15 protein-coding genes and 1 tRNA gene are annotated in these 18,812 nt (G+C 60.2%); 4 read left to right on the top strand and 12 right to left on the bottom strand.

Annotation, left to right across the window (positions count from 1 at the left end):
* Window positions 1-71: 71 nt before the first annotated feature.
* The 4 genes from ACR0DO_RS03735 to ACR0DO_RS03720 all read left to right on the top strand — a co-directional run bounded on the left by ACR0DO_RS03735 (window position 72) and on the right by ACR0DO_RS03720 (window position 5,079).
* A tRNA-Gly gene (locus tag ACR0DO_RS03735) sits at window positions 72-146 on the top strand.
* 128 nt (window positions 147-274) lie between these two features.
* The gene (locus ACR0DO_RS03730) at window positions 275-2,095 is read left to right on the top strand and encodes an ABC transporter transmembrane domain-containing protein (RefSeq protein WP_480556787.1); all 1,821 of its coding nucleotides are present in this window, start codon (window positions 275-277) and stop codon (window positions 2,093-2,095) included.
* A gap of 157 nt (window positions 2,096-2,252) precedes the next feature.
* Entirely contained in the window at window positions 2,253-4,142 is a 1,890-nt protein-coding gene (locus tag ACR0DO_RS03725) for an acyl-CoA synthetase (RefSeq protein WP_480556786.1), read from the top strand.
* A 13-nt stretch (window positions 4,143-4,155) separates the two neighbouring features.
* Window positions 4,156-5,079, top strand: a complete 924-nt coding sequence (locus ACR0DO_RS03720) for an alpha/beta hydrolase (RefSeq protein ID WP_480556785.1) — start codon at window positions 4,156-4,158, stop codon at window positions 5,077-5,079.
* A 4-nt stretch (window positions 5,080-5,083) separates the two neighbouring features.
* Here ACR0DO_RS03720 and ACR0DO_RS03715 read toward each other — a convergent pair whose 3' ends face one another.
* The 12 genes from ACR0DO_RS03715 to ACR0DO_RS03660 form a co-directional block, all read right to left on the bottom strand.
* Complete coding sequence (locus tag ACR0DO_RS03715; RefSeq protein ID WP_480556784.1) at window positions 5,084-5,920, bottom strand: alkaline phosphatase family protein; 837 nt, start codon at window positions 5,918-5,920, stop codon at window positions 5,084-5,086.
* A gap of 140 nt (window positions 5,921-6,060) precedes the next feature.
* A complete protein-coding gene (locus tag ACR0DO_RS03710) occupies window positions 6,061-7,698 on the bottom strand; it encodes an ABC transporter ATP-binding protein (RefSeq protein ID WP_480556783.1) in 1,638 nt (545 codons plus the stop codon).
* Window positions 7,695-8,510: an ABC transporter permease gene (locus ACR0DO_RS03705; protein ID WP_480556782.1), complete on the bottom strand. Its 816-nt coding sequence runs from the start codon at window positions 8,508-8,510 to the stop codon at window positions 7,695-7,697. The genes ACR0DO_RS03710 and ACR0DO_RS03705 overlap by 4 nt, the downstream gene beginning before the upstream one ends.
* The gene (locus ACR0DO_RS03700) at window positions 8,510-9,466 is read right to left on the bottom strand and encodes an ABC transporter permease (RefSeq protein WP_480556781.1); all 957 of its coding nucleotides are present in this window, start codon (window positions 9,464-9,466) and stop codon (window positions 8,510-8,512) included. The genes ACR0DO_RS03705 and ACR0DO_RS03700 overlap by 1 nt, the downstream gene beginning before the upstream one ends.
* Before the next feature lie 15 nt (window positions 9,467-9,481).
* On the bottom strand, window positions 9,482-11,065 hold the full coding sequence (locus tag ACR0DO_RS03695; protein WP_480556780.1) for an ABC transporter substrate-binding protein: 1,584 nt from the start codon (window positions 11,063-11,065) through the stop codon (window positions 9,482-9,484).
* A 120-nt stretch (window positions 11,066-11,185) separates the two neighbouring features.
* Window positions 11,186-13,177 (bottom strand): CocE/NonD family hydrolase, encoded by a 1,992-nt coding sequence (locus ACR0DO_RS03690; protein WP_480556779.1) that lies wholly within the window; start codon window positions 13,175-13,177, stop codon window positions 11,186-11,188.
* A gap of 51 nt (window positions 13,178-13,228) precedes the next feature.
* Window positions 13,229-14,332 (bottom strand): glycerate kinase type-2 family protein, encoded by a 1,104-nt coding sequence (locus ACR0DO_RS03685; protein ID WP_480556778.1) that lies wholly within the window; start codon window positions 14,330-14,332, stop codon window positions 13,229-13,231.
* Window positions 14,332-14,769 (bottom strand): D-aminoacyl-tRNA deacylase, encoded by a 438-nt coding sequence (gene dtd / locus ACR0DO_RS03680; RefSeq protein ID WP_480556777.1) that lies wholly within the window; start codon window positions 14,767-14,769, stop codon window positions 14,332-14,334. Before dtd ends, ACR0DO_RS03685 begins: the two co-directional genes overlap by 1 nt.
* 25 nt (window positions 14,770-14,794) lie before the next feature.
* The gene (locus ACR0DO_RS03675) at window positions 14,795-15,463 is read right to left on the bottom strand and encodes a nitroreductase (RefSeq protein WP_480556776.1); all 669 of its coding nucleotides are present in this window, start codon (window positions 15,461-15,463) and stop codon (window positions 14,795-14,797) included.
* 91 nt (window positions 15,464-15,554) lie between these two features.
* Window positions 15,555-16,646: a TFIIB-type zinc finger domain-containing protein gene (locus tag ACR0DO_RS03670; RefSeq protein ID WP_480556775.1), complete on the bottom strand. Its 1,092-nt coding sequence runs from the start codon at window positions 16,644-16,646 to the stop codon at window positions 15,555-15,557.
* A gap of 35 nt (window positions 16,647-16,681) precedes the next feature.
* Window positions 16,682-17,827 (bottom strand): SPFH domain-containing protein, encoded by a 1,146-nt coding sequence (locus ACR0DO_RS03665; RefSeq protein WP_480556774.1) that lies wholly within the window; start codon window positions 17,825-17,827, stop codon window positions 16,682-16,684.
* 21 nt (window positions 17,828-17,848) lie between these two features.
* Entirely contained in the window at window positions 17,849-18,775 is a 927-nt protein-coding gene (locus tag ACR0DO_RS03660; RefSeq protein ID WP_480556773.1) for a DUF2927 domain-containing protein, read from the bottom strand.
* Between the last annotated feature and the right edge of the window lie 37 nt (window positions 18,776-18,812).

Below are 18,812 nucleotides of genomic sequence, written 5' to 3'. Positions count from 1 at the left end.
CAGAAATCGGAATCTACCGTCGAACGGCGCTTGACGGCGTCAGGCGCATCGCTTAAACCGACCTGCGCTGAGCGGGCGTCGTATACTGGCTATTACCTCAGCCTTCCAAGCTGATGAAGCGGGTTCGATTCCCGCCGCCCGCTCCAAGTCAGCCCCGAATTTCTGCGTCAAATGGCCCTGAGAAGGGATCAATTCGCGTTGCGAAGCTTGACCCGGCGGTGCACTGCCGCCAAGAAGCGGGCGAATGAATGCGAACATGAGTTAAGGACCAAGCATGGCAAGAAGAGCCTCAGCCAGTCCGGCACAGCAATCCGCGCCAGGCGCCAGCGAAGAGCGCGCCGGTTCCAGGAAGATTGGCGTTCTGGCGTCACTCTGGCCGTTCATGCTGCCGTACCGGTTGCTGATGATCGGTGCGACGCTGGCGCTGGTCCTGACCGCCAGCATGACCCTGACGCTGCCGCTGGCCGTGCGCCGCGTGGTCGACAATTTCCGTATCGAAGATGGCGAGTTGCTGGATTGGTACTTTCTGGCCGCACTGGGCATTGCCGCGGTTTTGGCCGTGGGCACCGGCCTGCGCTATGCGCTGGTGACCCGTCTGGGCGAACGCGTGGTGGCTGATATCCGCAAGGCCGTGTTCGATCGCGTCATCGGCATGAGCCCCGAGTTTTACGAACGCATCATGACCGGAGAGGTCCTGAGCCGGATCACCACCGACACGACATTGATCCAGTCGGTGCTGGGCTCGTCCGTCTCTATCGCCCTGCGCAACATGCTGTTGTTCCTTGGCGGTTTGGTATTGATGCTGCTGACCTCGGCCAAGCTGACCGGGATGGTGATGCTGCTGATCCCGATCGTGGTGGTGCCGATTCTGCTATTGGGGCGCCGTCTGCGTGTGATCAGCCGTGAAAATCAGGATTGGATCGCGGCGTCGTCCGGCAACGCAGGAGAGGCGCTGAGTGCGGTGCAGACCGTGCAGGCCTTCACCCACGAACAGGCCAGCCGCAAGCAGTTCGATGACATGACCGAGACCTCTTATGTCGTATCGCTGCGCCGCATCCAGACCCGTGCGGTTCTGACAGTCATCGTGATTTTCCTGGTGTTCACCGGCATTGTCGGCGTGCTGTGGATGGGCGCGAATGACGTCCGCAACGGCGTGATGACCGAAGGTGTGCTGATCCAGTTCGTGATCTATTCGATCATCATGGCGGGATCGGTCGCGGCCCTGTCGGAAATCTGGAGCGAGCTGCAGCGCGCCGCTGGCGCGACCGAGCGTCTGGTCGAGCTGCTGAACGCGCAGGACACAGTCAACGATCCGGCCAAACCGATCGCGCTGCCATCACCTGTGCGCGGTGAGATTCGTTTTGACGACGTGACCTTCCGCTATCCCTCGCGCCCTGATGTGGTGGCGCTGGAACACCTGTCGCTGCAGGTCAATCCGGGTGAGACGGTGGCTTTTGTCGGTCCTTCTGGGGCGGGCAAGACAACCGTCATCCAGATGATCCAGCGGTTCTATGACCCGGCCTCGGGGCAGGTCATGTTGGACGGCGTTGATTTGCGTGACATCGACCGGGCCGACTTCCGCCGCCACATGGCGTTGGTGCCGCAGGATCCGATCATCTTTGCCACCTCGGCCCGTGAGAACATCCGCTTTGGCCGTTTGGACGCCTCGGATGCTGAGGTCGAAGCCGCTGCCCACGCCGCCGCCGCGCATGACTTCATCTCTGCGCTGCCCGAAGGCTATGACAGTTTTGTCGGCGAACGCGGCGTGATGCTGTCGGGCGGCCAGAAACAGCGCATCGCCATCGCCCGCGCGATCCTGCGCGACGCGCCGGTTCTGCTGCTGGACGAGGCGACCTCGGCGCTGGATGCGGAAAGCGAACGGGCGGTGCAGGGCGCTGTTGATCAGATGCGCGCTGGCCGTACCACGCTGATCGTGGCGCACCGTTTGGCGACGGTAAAAAAGGCCGACCGGATCGTGGTGATGGAGGCCGGACGCATCGTGGCGCAGGGCACCCATGACGATCTGGTGGCGCAGGACGGCCTGTATGCCCGTCTGGCGCGCCTGCAATTCACCGACGGTATGGCCGCCGAATAAGGTGACGCTGGGGCAATACAACTAAGTCCGCAGCGTCATTCTACCCCTTTGATGCCTTCACAGCTAAGGCCTTTCTTGAACCTGCGCGGTTTTGCTTCCATCTTGGCGGTGGATACAAAACCCGTGCCGGACACGGGAGAGATAAGGGAGGAACCACATGGCCTTTGTGGGTTTGGAAGACAAGGCAAGGATGGAGCAGGAAATGTCGTGGGAGGACCGCGATGTTCCGGTCACCTTTCACCAGTTGCTGTCACGTACTGCAGAGAAATTCCCCAACAGCAATGCGATCAGCTTTCAGCTGTTGTCCGGCCCGACCGACAAGGCCGAGACGCTGACCTGGTCCGAACTGTTGGGCAAGGTCAATCAGGCCGCCAACCTGTTCCGGTCGCTGGGCATCGGCGAAAAAGACGTGGTGGCCTATGTGCTGCCGAATTGTAACGAAACGCTGATCACCATGATGGGCGGCGCGGTGGCCGGGATCGTCAACCCGATCAACCCGTTGCTGGAGCCCGAACAGATCGCCGCGATCCTGCGCGAGACCGGGGCCAAGGTGGTGGTGACGCTGAAGTCCTTCCCCAAGACCGACGTTGCGCAAAAGGTCGAAGAGGCGGTGCGCCACGCGCCCAAAGTCAACACCATTCTTGAGATTGACCTCAACCGATACCTGACACCTCCGAAATCCTGGCTGGTGCCATTCCTGCGCCCAAAGATGGGCGACAAGGAGCATCTGGCCCACGCAGACTACAAGAACTTCAATCAGGAACTGGCCAAGCAGCCCGCAACCCTGACCTTCCAGGACAGCAAGGAAGATCGCGTCGCCTGCTATTTCCATACCGGCGGCACCACGGGTATGCCCAAGGTGGCACAGCACAAGTATTCCGGCCTGATCTACAACGGCTGGCTGGGCAATACGCTGCTGTTCTCGGATGAAGACGTCATCATGTGCCCGCTGCCGATGTTCCACGTATTCGCTGTGCATGTGATCGTGATGGCTGCCGTGTCCTCGGGCGCGCATGTGGTGTTCCCGACGCCTGCGGGGTATCGCGGCGACGGCGTGTTCGACAATTTCTGGAAGCTGATCGAACGCTGGAAAGTGTCCTTCATCATCACCGTGCCCACCGCGATTGCCGCCAAGATGCAGCGCCCGGTGGACGCGGACATCTCGACAGTGAAAACAGCGTTTTCCGGCTCGGCCCCTCTGCCGGTTGAACTGTTCCGCCGTTTTGAAGAAGCGACCGGCGTGACCATCGTTGAAGGCTATGGCCTGACCGAAGCGACCTGTCTGGTCTCGTGCAACCCGGTGGATGGCGAAAAGAAAATCGGCTCGATCGGGATTCCGTTCCCCTATACGGATGTGAAAATCCTGCAGGGCGGACCGGATGGCCCCAAGGAATGCGGCGCGGATGAGATCGGCGAAATCTGTATCTCGAACCCCGGTGTCTATGCGGGCAACACCTATACCGAGGCCGATAAGAACGTCGACCTTTACCACTTCGATAAATACCTGCGCACCGGCGATCTGGGGCGGTTTGACGAGGATGGCTATCTGTGGATCACAGGCCGCGCCAAGGACCTGATCATTCGCGGCGGTCACAATATCGACCCGGCCGAGATTGAAGAGGCTCTGCTGGGGCACGATGCCGTCGCTTTTGCCGGTGCTATTGGTCAGCCCGATGCCTATTCGGGCGAGGTGCCTTGTGCCTTTGTCGAACTGGTCGATGGCGCCAGCGTGACCGAGAAAGAGCTGATGGAGTATTGCGGTGTGCATGTTCATGAGCGCGCAGCACAGCCCAAGCACATGACCATTCTGGATGAGCTACCGAAAACCGCCGTGGGCAAGGTGTTCAAACCCGAGCTTCGCAAACAGGCGATCACCCGCATCTATAACGGCGCGCTTGAAAAGGCCGGGTTGGATGCACGCGTCGTCTCGGTGATCGACGACAAGAAGCGCGGACTTGTCGCGCAACTTGACGCCAACGGCTCCTCGGAGGACGATGTCGGTAAGGTGCTGGGATCGTTTACCCGGCCATGGGAGTGGGCTGCCTGACTGCGGAGGGACAATGGATTATGAACGTCTGATCGATGAAGAAACCTGGGCGTTCATAAGACGAACGGCTGAAAGCTATCCTGACGACGCGGTCGATCTGACAATCGAGGATCAGCGTCGCGTCTACAACGAGATGTGTCAGGACTTTCGCCAACCCCGGCCTGTGGGCCTGGATGTGCAGGACAGGTCCGCCGATGGCGTGCCTGTCCGGATCTACACAGCCGGTGATCCAACGCGAACCGTCGTCTATTTTCACGGCGGCGGTTTTGTTGTTGGCGGGCTGGACAGCCACGACGACGTCTGCGCCGAGATTTGCGCACAGACCGGGTATCGGGTGGTTGCCGTGGATTACCGCCTGTGTCCTGAGAAAGTGCATCCCGCGCAGTTCGAGGACAGCTGGACTACCACCAACTGGGCAGCAACAGAATTCAGCGACCCACTGGTTCTGGCCGGGGACAGCGCGGGGGGGAACCTCGCCGCCGCGGTCGCGCATTATGGCCGTGGGCGGCTTGCGGATGTGCTGGGGCAGGTCCTGGTCTATCCCGGATTGGGCGGAGACATATCAGTTGGCTCCTACATCGAACACGCACACGCGCCGCTTTTGACGCTGGACGAAATCAAGTTCTACGAGAAAGTCCGCTGTGGCGGCACGGTTCCGCAAAACGACCCGACATTTGCGCCTCTGCACGATACCGATTTCTCGGGCTTGCCGCCGACCGTGGTCGTGACGGCGGATTGCGATCCGTTGCGCGATGATGGGGCGATCTATTGCGAGCAGATCGCTGCAGCCGGCGGGCGGGCGTATTGGATCAACGAACCCGGCCTTGTGCATGGCTATCTGCGGGCGCGAACCTCGGTAAAGCGCGCCGCAGACAGTTTCGAGCGGATTTCGATCGCCATCGAGGCACTGGGCCAGGAGGTTTGGCCCTACGACTGATCCCTTATTTCAGGAACGGCGCGGCCTTCATCGTTTCCGCAACCGGTGCGCCCATGCGGTTCAGGATCGTGGGGGCCAGCTGTAGCTGGTCGATCACAGCGTCCGCCTCGGGGCCTTTGGCGTCGCCGAAATAATACAGCGCGGTTTCCTGCTGTAACGGGCTGCGACCGCCATGGTGCCCGCGCTCATCCTGGCCGTGGTCGGCGGTGACGATAACCTCGTAGCCCAACTGCCGCCAGCGGGGGATGAAGGGTGCCAGCATCTCGTCCATCACGAAACAGGCGTGGTCCATTTCCTGACAATCGTGAAAAAACCGATGGCCCATACTGTCCAGCGTGCAGGTGTGAAGGATGCCGTAATCCAGCCCGAACCGCAGGCACAGATTCGTCAGCGAGGCAAACAGGTCCACGTCACACGGCGTCATCTGGTTGGCTTTGCTATAGCCGGTCATGGTGTGAAAGCGACCGTGGTTGATCGTCTTGCTGTCGGGCTCGTCATATTCGACATCGCGGACGTAATCGAACGGGTGGCGGTTGAAGAACTGCGACCAATAGCTGTGGGTGACCGCGCCGGTTACGCCGCCTGCCTCACGTATCTGGCTGAACACGTCCTTGTGGCTCAGGCGGAAGACATTGCCATTGCCGGTGCAGCCATGTTCCTGCGGTGTGACGCCGGTATGGATCGAGGCATAGCAACTGGCCGAGATCGATGGCAGCACCGAGCGCAGCTTCCAAACCTGCGCCTCGCCACTGTCGACCCAGCCTTCGAGGTTGCCGAACAACCGGCGAAAGTTGCGCCACGGGACGCCGTCCAGAATGATGAGAAGGATTTTGCGGTCCATAGTCTGACCCTTTTCTTTAACACTTCAGGCGAGCCTAGGGGATTCGCCGTGCACGGGCTGCCCATTCGCGCCCCGAATAGCAAAATCCCGACACCTGTTTGTGACAAGCGCCGGGATTTCGAAGTTTCTTTTGGCAGGGATCAGTTCCCCGCGCTTTCCATTTTGCGATGGGCGACAACCTCTTCCAGCCAACCCAGATGCATCTCGGGCACCGAGCTGAGCAGCAGGTCGGTATAGTCGTCGAACGGTGGGCTCAGCACCTCGCTCTTCGACCCGTACCGCGCCACACGGCCCTGATACATCACCGCGATGCTGTCGCTGATCGCGCGGACAGTCGCCAGATCGTGGGTGATGAACAGATAGGCCACGTCCTCGATCTGCTGCAGATCCAGCAGCAGTTTCAGAATGCCGTCCGCAACCAGCGGGTCCAGCGCCGAGGTGACCTCATCACAGATGATCATCTTGGGCTTTGCCGCCAGCGACCGCGCAATACAGACACGCTGTTTCTGGCCACCGGACAGTTCCGCAGGATAGCGATCGATGAACTTTTCGCCCAGCTCGATCTCATCCAGCAGCTCGATGACACGTTTGCGTTTTTCGGACCCGCGCATGTTGAAGTAAAACTCCAACGGGCGACCGATGATCGTGCCGACAGTCTGACGCGGGTTCATCGCGGTGTCAGCCATCTGATAGATCATCTGCAGCTCGCGCAGGTCTTCCAGCGAACGGCCCTTCAGATCGGGGCTCAGCTTGCGCCCGTTAAAGGTGATCTCACCATCGCGCGGCGGCAGCAGGCCGGTGATCACCCGTGCCAGCGTCGACTTGCCCGAGCCGGATTCGCCCACAACCGCCAGCGTCTGCCCCGGATGAAGCTCGACATTGACGTTGTGCAGCACGTCGAAATTCAGACCCTTGTAGCGCGCGGTGATACCGTCAACGCTCAGCACCGGTTCTGGTGTGGGCTTCTTCTCTTCGTGCTCGATCGACCGTACCGAGACCAGCGCCTTGGTGTAGTCTTCCTGCGGGTTGTTGATGATCTGATCGGTGTTGCCGTATTCGACCGTATTGCCCATCCGCAGAACCATGATGTCGTCGCTCACCTGCGCCACAACCGCCAGGTCATGGGTGATGTAGAGCGCGGCAACGCCGGTGTCTGCGATGGCTTCCTTGATGGCCATCAGAACGTCGATCTGAGTGGTCACGTCCAAGGCCGTCGTGGGTTCGTCAAACACCACCAGATCAGGCTCGGGGCACAGCGCCAGCGCCGTCATGCAACGCTGTAGCTGACCGCCGGAAACCTGGTGCGGGTAGCGGCTGCCGATATTGTCCGGGTCGGGCAGACCCAGCTTGGCGAACAGTTCACGCGCGCGGGCTTCGGCCTCTTTGCGGGTGAATTTCTTCTGTTCGACAGCCGCTTCGACCACCTGATCCATGATCTTCTTGGCGGGGTTGAACGAAGCGGCAGCGGATTGGGACACATAAGTGACCTCTCCCCCGCGCAGCTTGCGGATATCCCCATGAGACGTCTTGAGGATATCGCGCCCGTTTACCCAAACCTCGCCGCCGGTGATTTTTACACCACCCCGGCCATAGGCCATTGAGGCCAGACCGATGGTGGATTTACCGGCGCCGGATTCGCCGATCAGACCCAGCACCTTGCCGCGCTCGAGGTCAAAGCTGACCCCGTGCACGATTTCGATGTCATGGGGCTTTTCGCCCGGCGGATAGACGGTCGCGCCGATCTTGAGGTCGCGGACCTTGAGAAGGGTATCACTCATCCCCGGCCTCCTTTCAGCGATGTGGTACGGTTCAGGACCCAGTCAGCTACAAGGTTGACCGAGATGGCCAGCGTCGCAATGGCCACAGCGGGGTACAGCGCCGCGCCGATGCCATAGACGATGCCGTCCTTGTTTTCCTTCACGATGCCGCCCCAGTCCGCCAGCGGCGGCTGAACACCCAGACCCAGGAAGGACAGGGTCGAGATAAACAGAACCATGAAGATGAACCGCAGACCGAACTCAGCTACCAGAGGCGACAGGGCGTTGGGTAGGATTTCGCGGAAGATGATCCATGTCCGACCTTCACCACGCAGCTTTGCGGCCTCAACGTAGTCCATCACGTTGATGTCCACAGCGACGGACCGGGACAGGCGGTAGGGGCGCGTGGCGTCCAGCAGGCCCATCACCAGGATCAGGATCGGAACGGTCACCGGAACAATCGCCAGGATAACCAGCGCCAGGATCAGAGTCGGGATCGACATGACCAGATCAACCGCCCGGCTGAGAACCTGATCGGCCCAACCGCCAAGCACAGCCGCCAGCAGGCCCAGCGAGGTGCCGGTGACAAAGCTGAGGATCGTGGCCGCTGCAGCGATGAAGATCGTTGTGCGGCCGCCATAGATCATACGGGTCAACAGATCGCGCCCGATATTGTCAGTGCCCAGCAAATGCTCGGCGCTGGACGGTTCCCACACATCGCCGACCACTTCGGCCATACCGTAGGGGGCGATCAGTGGTGCCGCGAACGCGATGAAAAAGTACAGCCCGGTGAAAAACAGACCGATCATTGCCGAAATAGGAATATTCTTCATCATTTCGGATGCCTCAGTCTTGGGTTGGCAAGGATGGACACGATATCGGCAACCATATTCAGCCCGATATAGACGGCGGCAAAGACGACGCCGCAGGCCAGAACAACCGGCACGTCGCGTTTCGTCACCGAGTCCACCAGATATTGCCCCATGCCGGGGTACACGAACACCACCTCAACCACGACGACGCCCACGACCAGATAGGCCAGGTTCAGCATCACGACGTTGACGATGGGCGAGATTGCGTTGGGAAACGCATGGCGTGCAATGACCTGAAAGTTCGACAGGCCCTTCAGCTCGGCCGTTTCGATATAGGCCGACTGCATCAGGTTCAGGATCGCGGCGCGGGTCATCCGCATCATCTGCGCCAGAACCACCAGTGTCAGCACGAACGCGGGCAGGGCGATGGTATAGAGCTTTTCTCCGAAAGACATTGAATCATTGATCATAGCGAGCGAAGAAAACCAGCCCAGTTTCACCGAGATGAAGTAGATCACCAGGTAGCCGATCAGGAATTCGGGGATCGAAACAGTTGTAAGCGTGACAGCAGAGATTAATTTATCGGGCCAGCGGTCGCGGTACCGGACGGCCAGCAAACCCAGAAAGATGGCAAGTGGAACCGATACGATGGCTGCAACACAGGCCAGAAACAGCGTGTTCCCCAGCCGTTTTCCAATGCTTTCCGCGATATCGAGTTTGTTGGTCAGGGACTGACCCAGATCACCCTGAAGAATGCCGCCCAGCCACTCGAAGTAACGGGTCAGGGCAGGGCGGTTGAGGCCCATCTCTTCGCGCAGGTTGGCCAAAGATTCGGGGGTTGCGGATTGACCAAGGACAGCTTGGGCAGCGTCCCCGGGAAGAGCTTCGGTGAGGCCGAAAATCAGAGCCGATGCACCAAAGAGCAAGAGGAGTCCCAGCGCAAGGCGCTGGGAAACCAGTTTGATGATGGGATGCATGATCCAGCGCCCGTATCAGGCGAACCACATTTTGCGTGAGGCCTGGCCGCCCATCAGTTCATCATACGGATCCGGCTCCCAACCAGCCAGTTGGTCGCTGACACCGTCAATGAACTGGTTGAACATCGGGCAAATCAGGCCGCCTTCTTCGTTAAGCAGTCGACCCATCTGAGAGTAGATCTCTTTCCGCTTGGCGGTGTCGAGCTCACCTTTTGCCTGATTCAGCATGTCGTCAAACTCGGGCCGTTTCCAACGTGTGTCGTTCCAGTCGGCGGTCGAGAGGTACGCGGTGGTGTACATCTGATCCTGTACCGGACGGCCCGTCCAGTAAGAGGCGCAGAACGGTTGGACATTCCAGACCTCGGACCAGTAGCCATCACCCGGAACACGTTCGATGACAAGTGGGATACCGGCCTGATTTGCCGTTTGCTGGAACAGCGCCGCAGCGTCCACCGCGCCCGGGAATGCGACATCCGAGGTACGCAGAACGATCGGTGATCCGTCGTGGCCGGACTTCTTGTAATGCTCGGCTGCCTTTTCAAGATCAAACTGGCGTTGCGGGATTGTATCGTCAAACAGCGGATAGGCCGCATTGACCGGCATGTCGTTGCCAACAGACCCATAACCCTGCAGGATCTTTTCAACCAGCTCTTCGCGGTTGATCGCATATTTCAGAGCCAGCCGCAGATCGAGATTGTCGAACGGGGCGGTATCCGAATGCATGATGAATACGTAATGACCGCGACCCGTCGTGGGCTGTACGGTCAGACCCGGAGCGCGGCCCAGAAGATTGGCCACCTTGGGCTCAACCCGGTTGATAAGGTGAACCTGACCGGACTGAAGCGCCGCGGTACGTGCGGTTGCATCGTTGATGGCAATAATTTCGACACTGTCAAAATGGCCGTCATCCGCCCAGTAATTGTCGAACTTCGTGTAAACGTGACGCACACCCGGCTCGTTTACTTCCATCTTGTATGGCCCTGTGCCGATACCCGCGCCCGGATTGTCGAGGCCACCGTCCGGCTGAATGATCAGGTGATAGTCTGCCATGAGGTACGGCAAATCAGCATTCGGGCTGTTCAACGTGACCGAGAACACGTCGCCGTCCGTCTTCATCGACTCGATCTCTTTCATGATGCCCAGGGCACCGGATTTCGAGTTTTCGTCCGAATGGCGCTGCATGGTTTTCAGCACGTCTTCGCTGGTCAGTGTCTTGCCGTTGTGGAATTCGACACCAGGGCGGATTTTAAAGTTCCACACCTTGGCGTCAGCGCTGGCTTCCACGCTTTCGGCCAGACGTGATTCAATCGAGCCGTCCGGCGCTACGACCACCAGGGTGTCACCAAACTGGCGACCATTGAGAGCAGGCACCTGGCTGGCGTAGGTCGCCGGGTCCAGAGAGTTCGTCGATTCGCCACCTACCGAGCCGATCTTCAGGTCGCCGCCCTTTTTCGGGCCAGCCGCGCGTGCGGCGTCTGCAAACATGGTGCTGGCCATGGCCGCAGAAACACCCAAAGCCGCAGCCTTCCCCATGAATTCGCGGCGGGTGAGCTTGCCGGCTGTGACCTGTTTGGTCATGTGAGTGATTTGTTCGTTCATCATGGTCTCCCGGTTGATTGGATTGTTGCCCTTTTGGGCTTTTTATTGACGCGTGAGTCAAAGTAGGCGGAATTCGGTCGGGCGGGCAAGAACAAATGTCTGACACTTGAGCGTCCCGCATCACATTTGATCACGAGGTATGGCATCCTCCAGTTGCTTGGTTGATACCAGTTTGTCGTCTTGAAAGGCATCTATACGAGCCCTTAGGAAAAAGGAATTCTGATCCGCCCACATCTCGCATGACGTTTCTGTGCGCAGGTCGATACCGTTCCGGCTGATTTCTTGCGTCCATTTGCAACATCCCCGGGCCGAGAGGGGATCATCCGGGTGGATCGTCCAGCGTTCATGCGCCATTCCGCCGTGGATCAGGCCGTGGTCATTGTTGGCAACCAGACCAAAGTCATCCTCGATGATCAGGTGGGTTTCGCCCGAGTTCATGTCCGTTTCCACCCGCCGCGAATTGTGCGGTGCGCGCAAGGACGTCTGCCCCAGCGGCGGCGCCGACGCGGGCGGTGGAAACGCATACTCGTCATCACCGGACGGGCGCTGCGGTATGGTGATGTCACCTTGCGTCAGGTGCAGTTCGGTGCATTCGGGCGACGGCCAGATCAGCGGCCAATAGGCGCTGGAGATTGCGACCCGCAGTCTGTGCCCCTTGGGTACACGGTAGGCGATGTGGTCCAGATCCAGCGAAACCTCATAAGCGGCGCCCGGCGTCAGCGGTGTTGGCTCGGCGTGGCTGTCGCGATGCGTCAGGTTCAGCACGCCATAGGTAATGCGTGTCGAGGCCCCATCCGGGTGCACATGGTTCAGCCGAACGGCAATCTGCGCCTGCGGGCGGTCGGCACTCAGGCGCAGGCGAATGCGTGGCGCGCCGACGATGTCTATGTCCCCAGCCAGCGGTGCGCCATCGAAACAGGCCGAAAGCGCATCATCAGTGCGCTGATCTCCGGGCATGTCGGGGCCCAGCCAGATGGCGCAGTATTCTCCGCTTTCCATGCCGCAGGTCTGCGGTGACCTCACCCGAACGTCCAGTGTTCCGTTCTGTCCAAGGCCCTCATCCGACAGACCCAGCGTCAGGGCTGGTAGATGAGACGTGGCCCGCTCGGCCTCGGCAATCCAGCGCCCCGGCCGTTCATTGTACCAGCGCTGTGGTCGCACACCATCCATCAGGTAGGACCGGTAGGCCGGATCTTTGTCGACGCCCGTATCGATGCCTTTCAGCCAGTGATCCCACCAGCGCAGAGCTTCTTGCAAGAATCCGATTCTTGGTTCGGGTACTGCGAAATGAGGGTACTTGTGCACCCAAGGCCCCACGATCCCTTTGACCGGGGCTGTCAGTTGCTCAACCAGCAAAGGCACGGTGTTCTTGCAGGCATCCCCCCAGCCGCCGATCGCCAGAGTCGCCACCTGAATCGCGTTGAAATCCTCGCAAACCGAGCCGTGCTGCCAATACGCGTCCCGCCGCTGATGACGCAGCCAGACCGAGGGCAAAAACGGCTCATGCTCCAGCCGCTCTAGCCACAGTTCGCGCCAATTCGGACGCAGATCCGGGTCCGGAGGACGGGAGGAGTACGACCACATCGTCGCGCCCCAGCCCAAGTTCTCGTTCAGCAGGCAGCCACCTTTATAGTGGATATCGTCCGCATAGCGGTCGGCGGTGGAACATAGGGTGATGATCGCCTTCAATGGATCGGGTTGCAGCGCTGCCACTTGCAGCGCGTTGAACCCACCCCAGCTGATCCCCATCATCCCGACCATGCCGGTACACCACGGTTGCTGCACCAGCCAATGGATCGTCGCGACGGCATCGTCCAGCTCTTGCCGGGTATATTCGTCCTCCATCAGCCCTTCGCTGTCGCCATTGCCGCGCATGTCGACACGAATGCAGGCATAGCCCCGTTCCGCAAACCAAGGGTGGGTCAGCGCATCGCGCACGGTCGTTCCGTCACGCTTGCGATAGGGCAGAAATTCCAGAATAGCAGGGACAGGGTGTTCCGTTGCATCCGTCGGACGCCAGATGCGTGCAGACAAGCGGCAGCCATCGGGCATCTCAATGCCGACGTCGGGGTTGTCTTCGATTGTGCGTAGCGCGTTGGCAGGCGGTGTCATCCGCACACTGTCGGCGGGGACTGCAAACCAATTTCGGTCAAAATCGTCAGATCATTCGCGGATTGCGACAAGCAGATCCATTACATTCGTTCCCGTCGGCCCTGTCACCAGCAATGCACCGACGCGATCAAGATAACTGCCGCTATCCGCCTGCTGCAACGCATGTTCTGCGCCTTCGCCCCAGGTGGTGCCGTCGATGACAGCGCCGGCCGCATCGGTTGGACCGTCCGTGCCATCGGTTCCGCCGACAACGACGGTAATTCCCTCGGATTCCGCAATCTCGCGGGCCAGGGCCAGCGCCAACCCCTGATTACGCCCCCCGCGCCCCGGGTTTTCGGGCAGAACAACCGTAGGCTCTCCGCCGAAAACCATGACGCCGCTGGGCATGGCGCGGATGCGCGTGCCCAGCGCTTCGGCGACGTTCAAAAAGTCATCGTGCAGACATTCTTCGTTGGTGAGAACCGTCAGGCCTTCGCCTTTTGCCAAATCCGCAGCGGCCGCGCGGGCATGAGCATTCGAGGCCACGATCTGCGTGCTTGCCTCAAAGCCATAGCTGTCCGGCAGTGCCCCGATCCCCGACCCCACAACATTCAGGTCATCCCCGGGCACATCCGAGATCGCCAGTACAGTCGCCTTTTTTCCTTGAAAATGAGACAGAAGCCCGCCGCCTTTGATCCGCGACAGCTTGCGGCGCTCGGCGTTCATGGCCGTTATGTCCAGCCCCTCGGCCAACAGCTGTTTGTTCAACTGCTCCAGATCGGACAGCGTTTTTCCGGGTAGCAAATCCTCGGCCAGTGAAGACGCCCCGCCGGACACCAGCAACAGCAGATGCGAGCCGGGCTGCATCGCTTGGACCGCTTCGCGCAGGGCCTGACCGCCCTGAAGGCTGCGGCTGTCGGGAACCGGATGGGACGCCTCGATCACTGTCACATGATCCGGCAGGTCGCGCCCGTGGTCGTCCTTGGTGACAACCAGCGTCGGGCGTGGGCCAAAATGCTCCAAAGCGGCGAGGGCCATCGCGGCAGCGGGTTTGCCCACGGCCAGGATTTGATCGGGTGCGGGGATATCGTGCAGCACTTTGCTGGTCGCGGCGTGGCCGCCCACGGCATCAACACCGGCCTGCCAGATGCGAATTGCCTGTTCTTTTCTGTCCATCAGCTTTCCACCCAAATCGTGACCGGTCCGTCATTGACCAGTTCTACCGCCATATCCGCCCCGAACTCACCGGTCTCGACCGGCACGCCATGCGCCTTAAGGCGCTGGGCGAACACTTCATAAAGACGTTTGCCAAGGTCTGGCGCCGCTGCTTCGGAAAAGCCGGGCCTGTTGCCGCGCGACGTATCGGCGGCCAGCGTGAACTGGCTGATCACCAACGCCGAGCCTTCGATATCTTTCACCGAGCGGTTCATTTTCCCGGCGTCATCTTTGAAGATGCGCAGTTTCGAGACCTTGGCGGCCAGTTGATCCGCTTTTGCCTCATCATCGCCCTGCATTGCGCAGACCAGGATCATCAGCCCCGGTCCGGTCTGGCCGATGACCTGACCGCCGACCGATACGCTGGCGCGTGAAACTCTTTGTAGGACTGCGCGCAAATCTACTCTCCGCCTGGTGCGTTTGTTACCCGAGCCATTCGACAATCTCGCTCAGGTCGGCGCGGTCGGTACGAAAGCCATTGGCGGGGTGATCTTTATCCGCATAGCCAAAGGAAATCGCGCATAAAATCATCTGGTCGTCCGGGATGTCGAAATAGCGGCGCAGAAACGGGCTGTACGTGGCGACCGCCGCTTGTGGGATAGTGGCCACGCCAAGTGCCTGTGCGGCCAGTGAAAACGCGGTAACGAACCCGCCGCAATCCAGCGCGCCATAGGCCCCAAGTTCCTTCGGGCTGGTTATGATCGCGCAATGCGGTGCGCCGAACAGCGAGAAATTCTCCATCATCTGCCGGCCCGAGGCCGCGCGGTCGCCGCGTTCCACGCCCACCGCCTCATACAAGGCCCAGCCGCAAGTCCGGCGGCGGTCCTGATAGACCCCCGAATACGAGGTCGGAAAGGGCAGGTCCGGGGCAGGGGTGCCGGTCGTGGCCTCTTTCTGCAGCGCTTCTCGAAATCGGTCGGTTTCTTCGCCGCTGGTGAGGATAACGTGCCAGGGTTGGGCATTGCACCAACTGGGAACACGGGTGGCACTGGTCAGGATTTTTTCGATCTGCCGCTTCGGCACCGGATCGGGAAGGAAGGCCCTGCAGGAATGCCGTGCTGTCAGTAGTTGAGTCAGATCGGATAGTGTCACACAGGCCTCCCCGCTCGGCGTTGACGCGGCGCAGAATGGCGTCTGATCGCGCGAAGTTCAAGCGCTAACAATTGCAGGCTTGGTAACCGCTTCAGCCCTGCTGTCCGGTCGCCATCAAATACCCGACACCAGCGGCCACAAGCAGGCCCAGAACAACGGCTATGGTGATCTTGATGGCGGACCATGGGCGCTCACCCTGAACGCGGCCGGTACGGCCGTTCACGACAAAGCGATAGGTCTGGCCGCGATACTTGTAGGCTGCCATCCAGACCGGCAGCAGGATATGCTTGAAGGTCACGTTGCGTACATCGGTATCGATCGCGTGTATCCGCTGGCGGTCGCCACCAATGTCAAAGCGCACATCCCGCTCGATCACCCGCGCCATGTAACCGCGCGCCTCGGTGTAGCCTTCCTGCAATTCGACTGTGTAGGCTTCGGCCCGGAAGCCTGCCAGATATTCCGGCTGATAAGGCTCCAGCGCCGGAAGGTCCCAGGGTTCCAGCGCGTCAGTGTAGCTTTTGGGCAAGGACCGCGAAGCCAATACCAGCACGTCGTCAAAGAACCGCTTTACCCGCCCGGATTTCGGAGACCACCGCACCTTGGGCACCTGCTGCTGCACGCGCTTGCCGTCGCGCATGATGGTCCGGGTTTCATAGTAGACGGTGCCACGCTCGCCGCGATAGCTGGATTGCGTATCCGCATCAAACGTCCAGTACGGCACGTAAATGCCCTGCATCTTGCGACCTTTGCGGGCATATTCCTGCAACCCGTTCGGCGCAAACCACAGCCGCCCCAGCCAGTCCCCCATCGCCTTGTGCGCTGCTCGTTCATCTATGGCAAAGGGCAGCACCCCACGCGGTTTTATATGCCGATTGACACCGGTATCCGTGACCACCGGCGTTGCGCAGAACGGGCATTCAGCGGCGTGGGTGGCGGGGTCGAACTCGACCTGAGCCGCGCAGTTTGGGCAGGACAGAACACGCGTTTCCTCGATCTCGCTGTCGGGCAGGCGGTCCGCAATGGCCGCATCGAAATCCAGCTCCTTCAGGCTGGCACCGCCCCAGGGGCCAGCGCCAATCGCCTCGGAATGCCCGCAATGGTCGCAGGTCAGGCTGCCATCACCTGGGTTGAACCGGTAATCTGCACCGCATTGCTCGCAGGGAAATCGATGTTCTTCGGTCATCGTGCGGCCTTATTCTTGCGCGGACGTGTGAAAGGTCAGGCGCCGGGCGGCGGCGGCGGCAGAATGGTGAACAACTGCGCCAGTTCCTGCACGTCTCCGGCCTTTTTCCAGCCGTCTTGACCGGCGGTCCAGACATGGGTGTCGCGGGTAATTTCCCCGTCTGTCGCCATCCGTCCCATCTTGGCCTTCGAAAACGGCCCGCTGGTCTGGCCATCCACCGCGATATGCCACACATGCTCGACCGGAGGCGGCGGCGGCGCCACATGCGCAGCCGGTTGCGGGGCAGCGGGGGCGGAACTGCCCCACGGGCCGCTGGGTTGACCCGCTGCCATGTTTGCCATCTGGCTGGCCATCGCCATGCCCATACCCATGCCAAGACCCGCACCCATACCGCCGCCCTGACCGGGGTTGTTGGCCGCGGCGGTCATCGCCTCGGCTGCGGAGTACTGAGTGAACTTGCCCAGATCACCGGCCAGCCCCATCGACGTGCGCTTGTCCAGCGCCGCTTCGACCGCAGGCGGAAGCGAGATGTTCTCGATGTAGAACTCGGGCATCTCCAGCCCATAGCTTTCCAGCACCGGCGACACTTCGGCGGCGATCAGCTTGCCCAGATCGGCGGTGTTGGCGGCCATGTCCAGAACCGGAATGCCCGACCCGGCGATCACGCGGCTGAATTCCTGCACGATGATGTTGCGGATCTGAAAGCTGATCTCGTCCATGGTGAATTCGCCATCGGTGCCAACGATTTCGATCAGGAACTTTGCGGCATCCTTCACGCGCACTGTATAGGTGCCGAAGGCCCGGATACGGGTCGGCCCGAATTCGGGATCGCGCAGCATGATCGGATTCTTGGTGCCCCATTTGAGGTTATTGAACCGGGTCGTGTTGACGAAATAGATCTCGGACTTGAACGGAGACTGAAAGCCGTGATCCCAATGCTGCAGGGTCGTCATGATCGGCATGTTGTTGGTTTCAAGCATATAGAGACCCGGCGTGAAAACATCCGCCAACTGCCCCTCATGCACGAACACGGCCGCCTGACCTTCGCGCACGGTCAGCTTGGCGCCGTATTTGATCTCGTGCCCCTCACGTTCGAAGCGCCAGACCATGGTGTCGCGTGTGTCGTCGACCCAGTGAATGACGTCGATGAATTCTCCGGTCAGAAAATCGAAAATACCCATTGGGGTCTCCTTTCCTTGGGCTCAGAGCTTCTGGCCCATCAATTCGCGTGCGATTATCCGTACCACGGGACGGGCATCTTCGGCTGTTACTCCGGGTTCAAGGCGCGGATCGTACAACATTGTCAGAAGCTTCTCGTCATGGCTGGTCAGTCGCGCAAACTCATCATTGTCGTTGAAAATCGAAGGCCGTGCCGTAGGGCTGTCATTGGACAGCCCAAGCCCCTGTGCAATTTCCTCGTGAATACAGCTTTGGCGCGTAAGGTCCGGCAATTCTGCGCGGATAAGCGTGACTGCACGCACAAACCTATAAGGCGATCCCTTCGTCGGAGATGCAAAAACAAGGCAGTCGATATTGGCGCGCGGGTTGGCAACCAGATCAAGCGAAGGCGTACTTATACCGGGGATCAGTTGTTTCAGACGCTTTACCACATAAGAACTGTCATCTTTACCAGCAAAGAACACATGGAAATTGGCTTTGCGGTTGACGACCGAGATTGGATGGCCCGTCAACCTCGCTAGCCGCTCGGCGAAAGCTTCAACCTCGGCCGCGTCTTTTCCTCGCGCTTCAGGTGAAACGGAAGGGGCGAACTCGGTTTGAATGCGGACTGGGCCACCCCACCGGCTCAATTGTCCATCCGTTCGTTGAAGGCGCGTGGTTACAGCGTGGTCTGGGTATTCGCTGTAAAAGGCGATGTCCTCAAAATTACGCGCCAGATCGTCGGCATCGTAGGGGGTGTCAGGGCCGCCGCCATCCACTCGCAACATGTCACGGGTCAGCAGATCGCGTTCGACCCGCTGATAAAACCTCGCCAGATCCTGACTGGCCGCGGACGGCGGGACATAGGCATTGGGTGCAGGCGCGGGCGCCGTGGGGCGCGGTTGCGGGACAACCGAAGACGTCAAGGTTTCATCGCAATTGGCCAAAACCAACAGCGATACCAAACCCAACAGGCGTTTCAGATATCCCGATACCCGCACGCGCGAC

The sequence above is a fragment of the Ruegeria sp. AM9 genome (assembly GCF_056540565.1).
The sequence above is the reverse complement of the archived record's forward strand: the minus strand, read 5'-3'. Positions and strand labels throughout refer to the sequence as shown.

What these genes read in the sequence shown, in the direction of transcription:
- ACR0DO_RS03690 (WP_480556779.1), bottom strand. Translation starts at nt 13,177, where the DNA reads ATGACACCGCCTGCCAACGCGCTACGCACAATCGAAGACAACCCCGAC.
- ACR0DO_RS03725 (WP_480556786.1), top strand. Translation starts at nt 2,253, where the DNA reads ATGGCCTTTGTGGGTTTGGAAGACAAGGCAAGGATGGAGCAGGAAATG.
- ACR0DO_RS03685 (WP_480556778.1), bottom strand. Translation starts at nt 14,332, where the DNA reads ATGGACAGAAAAGAACAGGCAATTCGCATCTGGCAGGCCGGTGTTGAT.
- ACR0DO_RS03700 (WP_480556781.1), bottom strand. Translation starts at nt 9,466, where the DNA reads ATGCATCCCATCATCAAACTGGTTTCCCAGCGCCTTGCGCTGGGACTC.
- ACR0DO_RS03720 (WP_480556785.1), top strand. Translation starts at nt 4,156, where the DNA reads ATGGATTATGAACGTCTGATCGATGAAGAAACCTGGGCGTTCATAAGA.
- ACR0DO_RS03715 (WP_480556784.1), bottom strand. Translation starts at nt 5,920, where the DNA reads ATGGACCGCAAAATCCTTCTCATCATTCTGGACGGCGTCCCGTGGCGC.
- ACR0DO_RS03695 (WP_480556780.1), bottom strand. Translation starts at nt 11,065, where the DNA reads ATGAACGAACAAATCACTCACATGACCAAACAGGTCACAGCCGGCAAG.
- ACR0DO_RS03705 (WP_480556782.1), bottom strand. Translation starts at nt 8,510, where the DNA reads ATGAAGAATATTCCTATTTCGGCAATGATCGGTCTGTTTTTCACCGGG.
- ACR0DO_RS03670 (WP_480556775.1), bottom strand. Translation starts at nt 16,646, where the DNA reads ATGACCGAAGAACATCGATTTCCCTGCGAGCAATGCGGTGCAGATTAC.
- ACR0DO_RS03730 (WP_480556787.1), top strand. Translation starts at nt 275, where the DNA reads ATGGCAAGAAGAGCCTCAGCCAGTCCGGCACAGCAATCCGCGCCAGGC.
- ACR0DO_RS03665 (WP_480556774.1), bottom strand. Translation starts at nt 17,827, where the DNA reads ATGGGTATTTTCGATTTTCTGACCGGAGAATTCATCGACGTCATTCAC.
- ACR0DO_RS03710 (WP_480556783.1), bottom strand. Translation starts at nt 7,698, where the DNA reads ATGAGTGATACCCTTCTCAAGGTCCGCGACCTCAAGATCGGCGCGACC.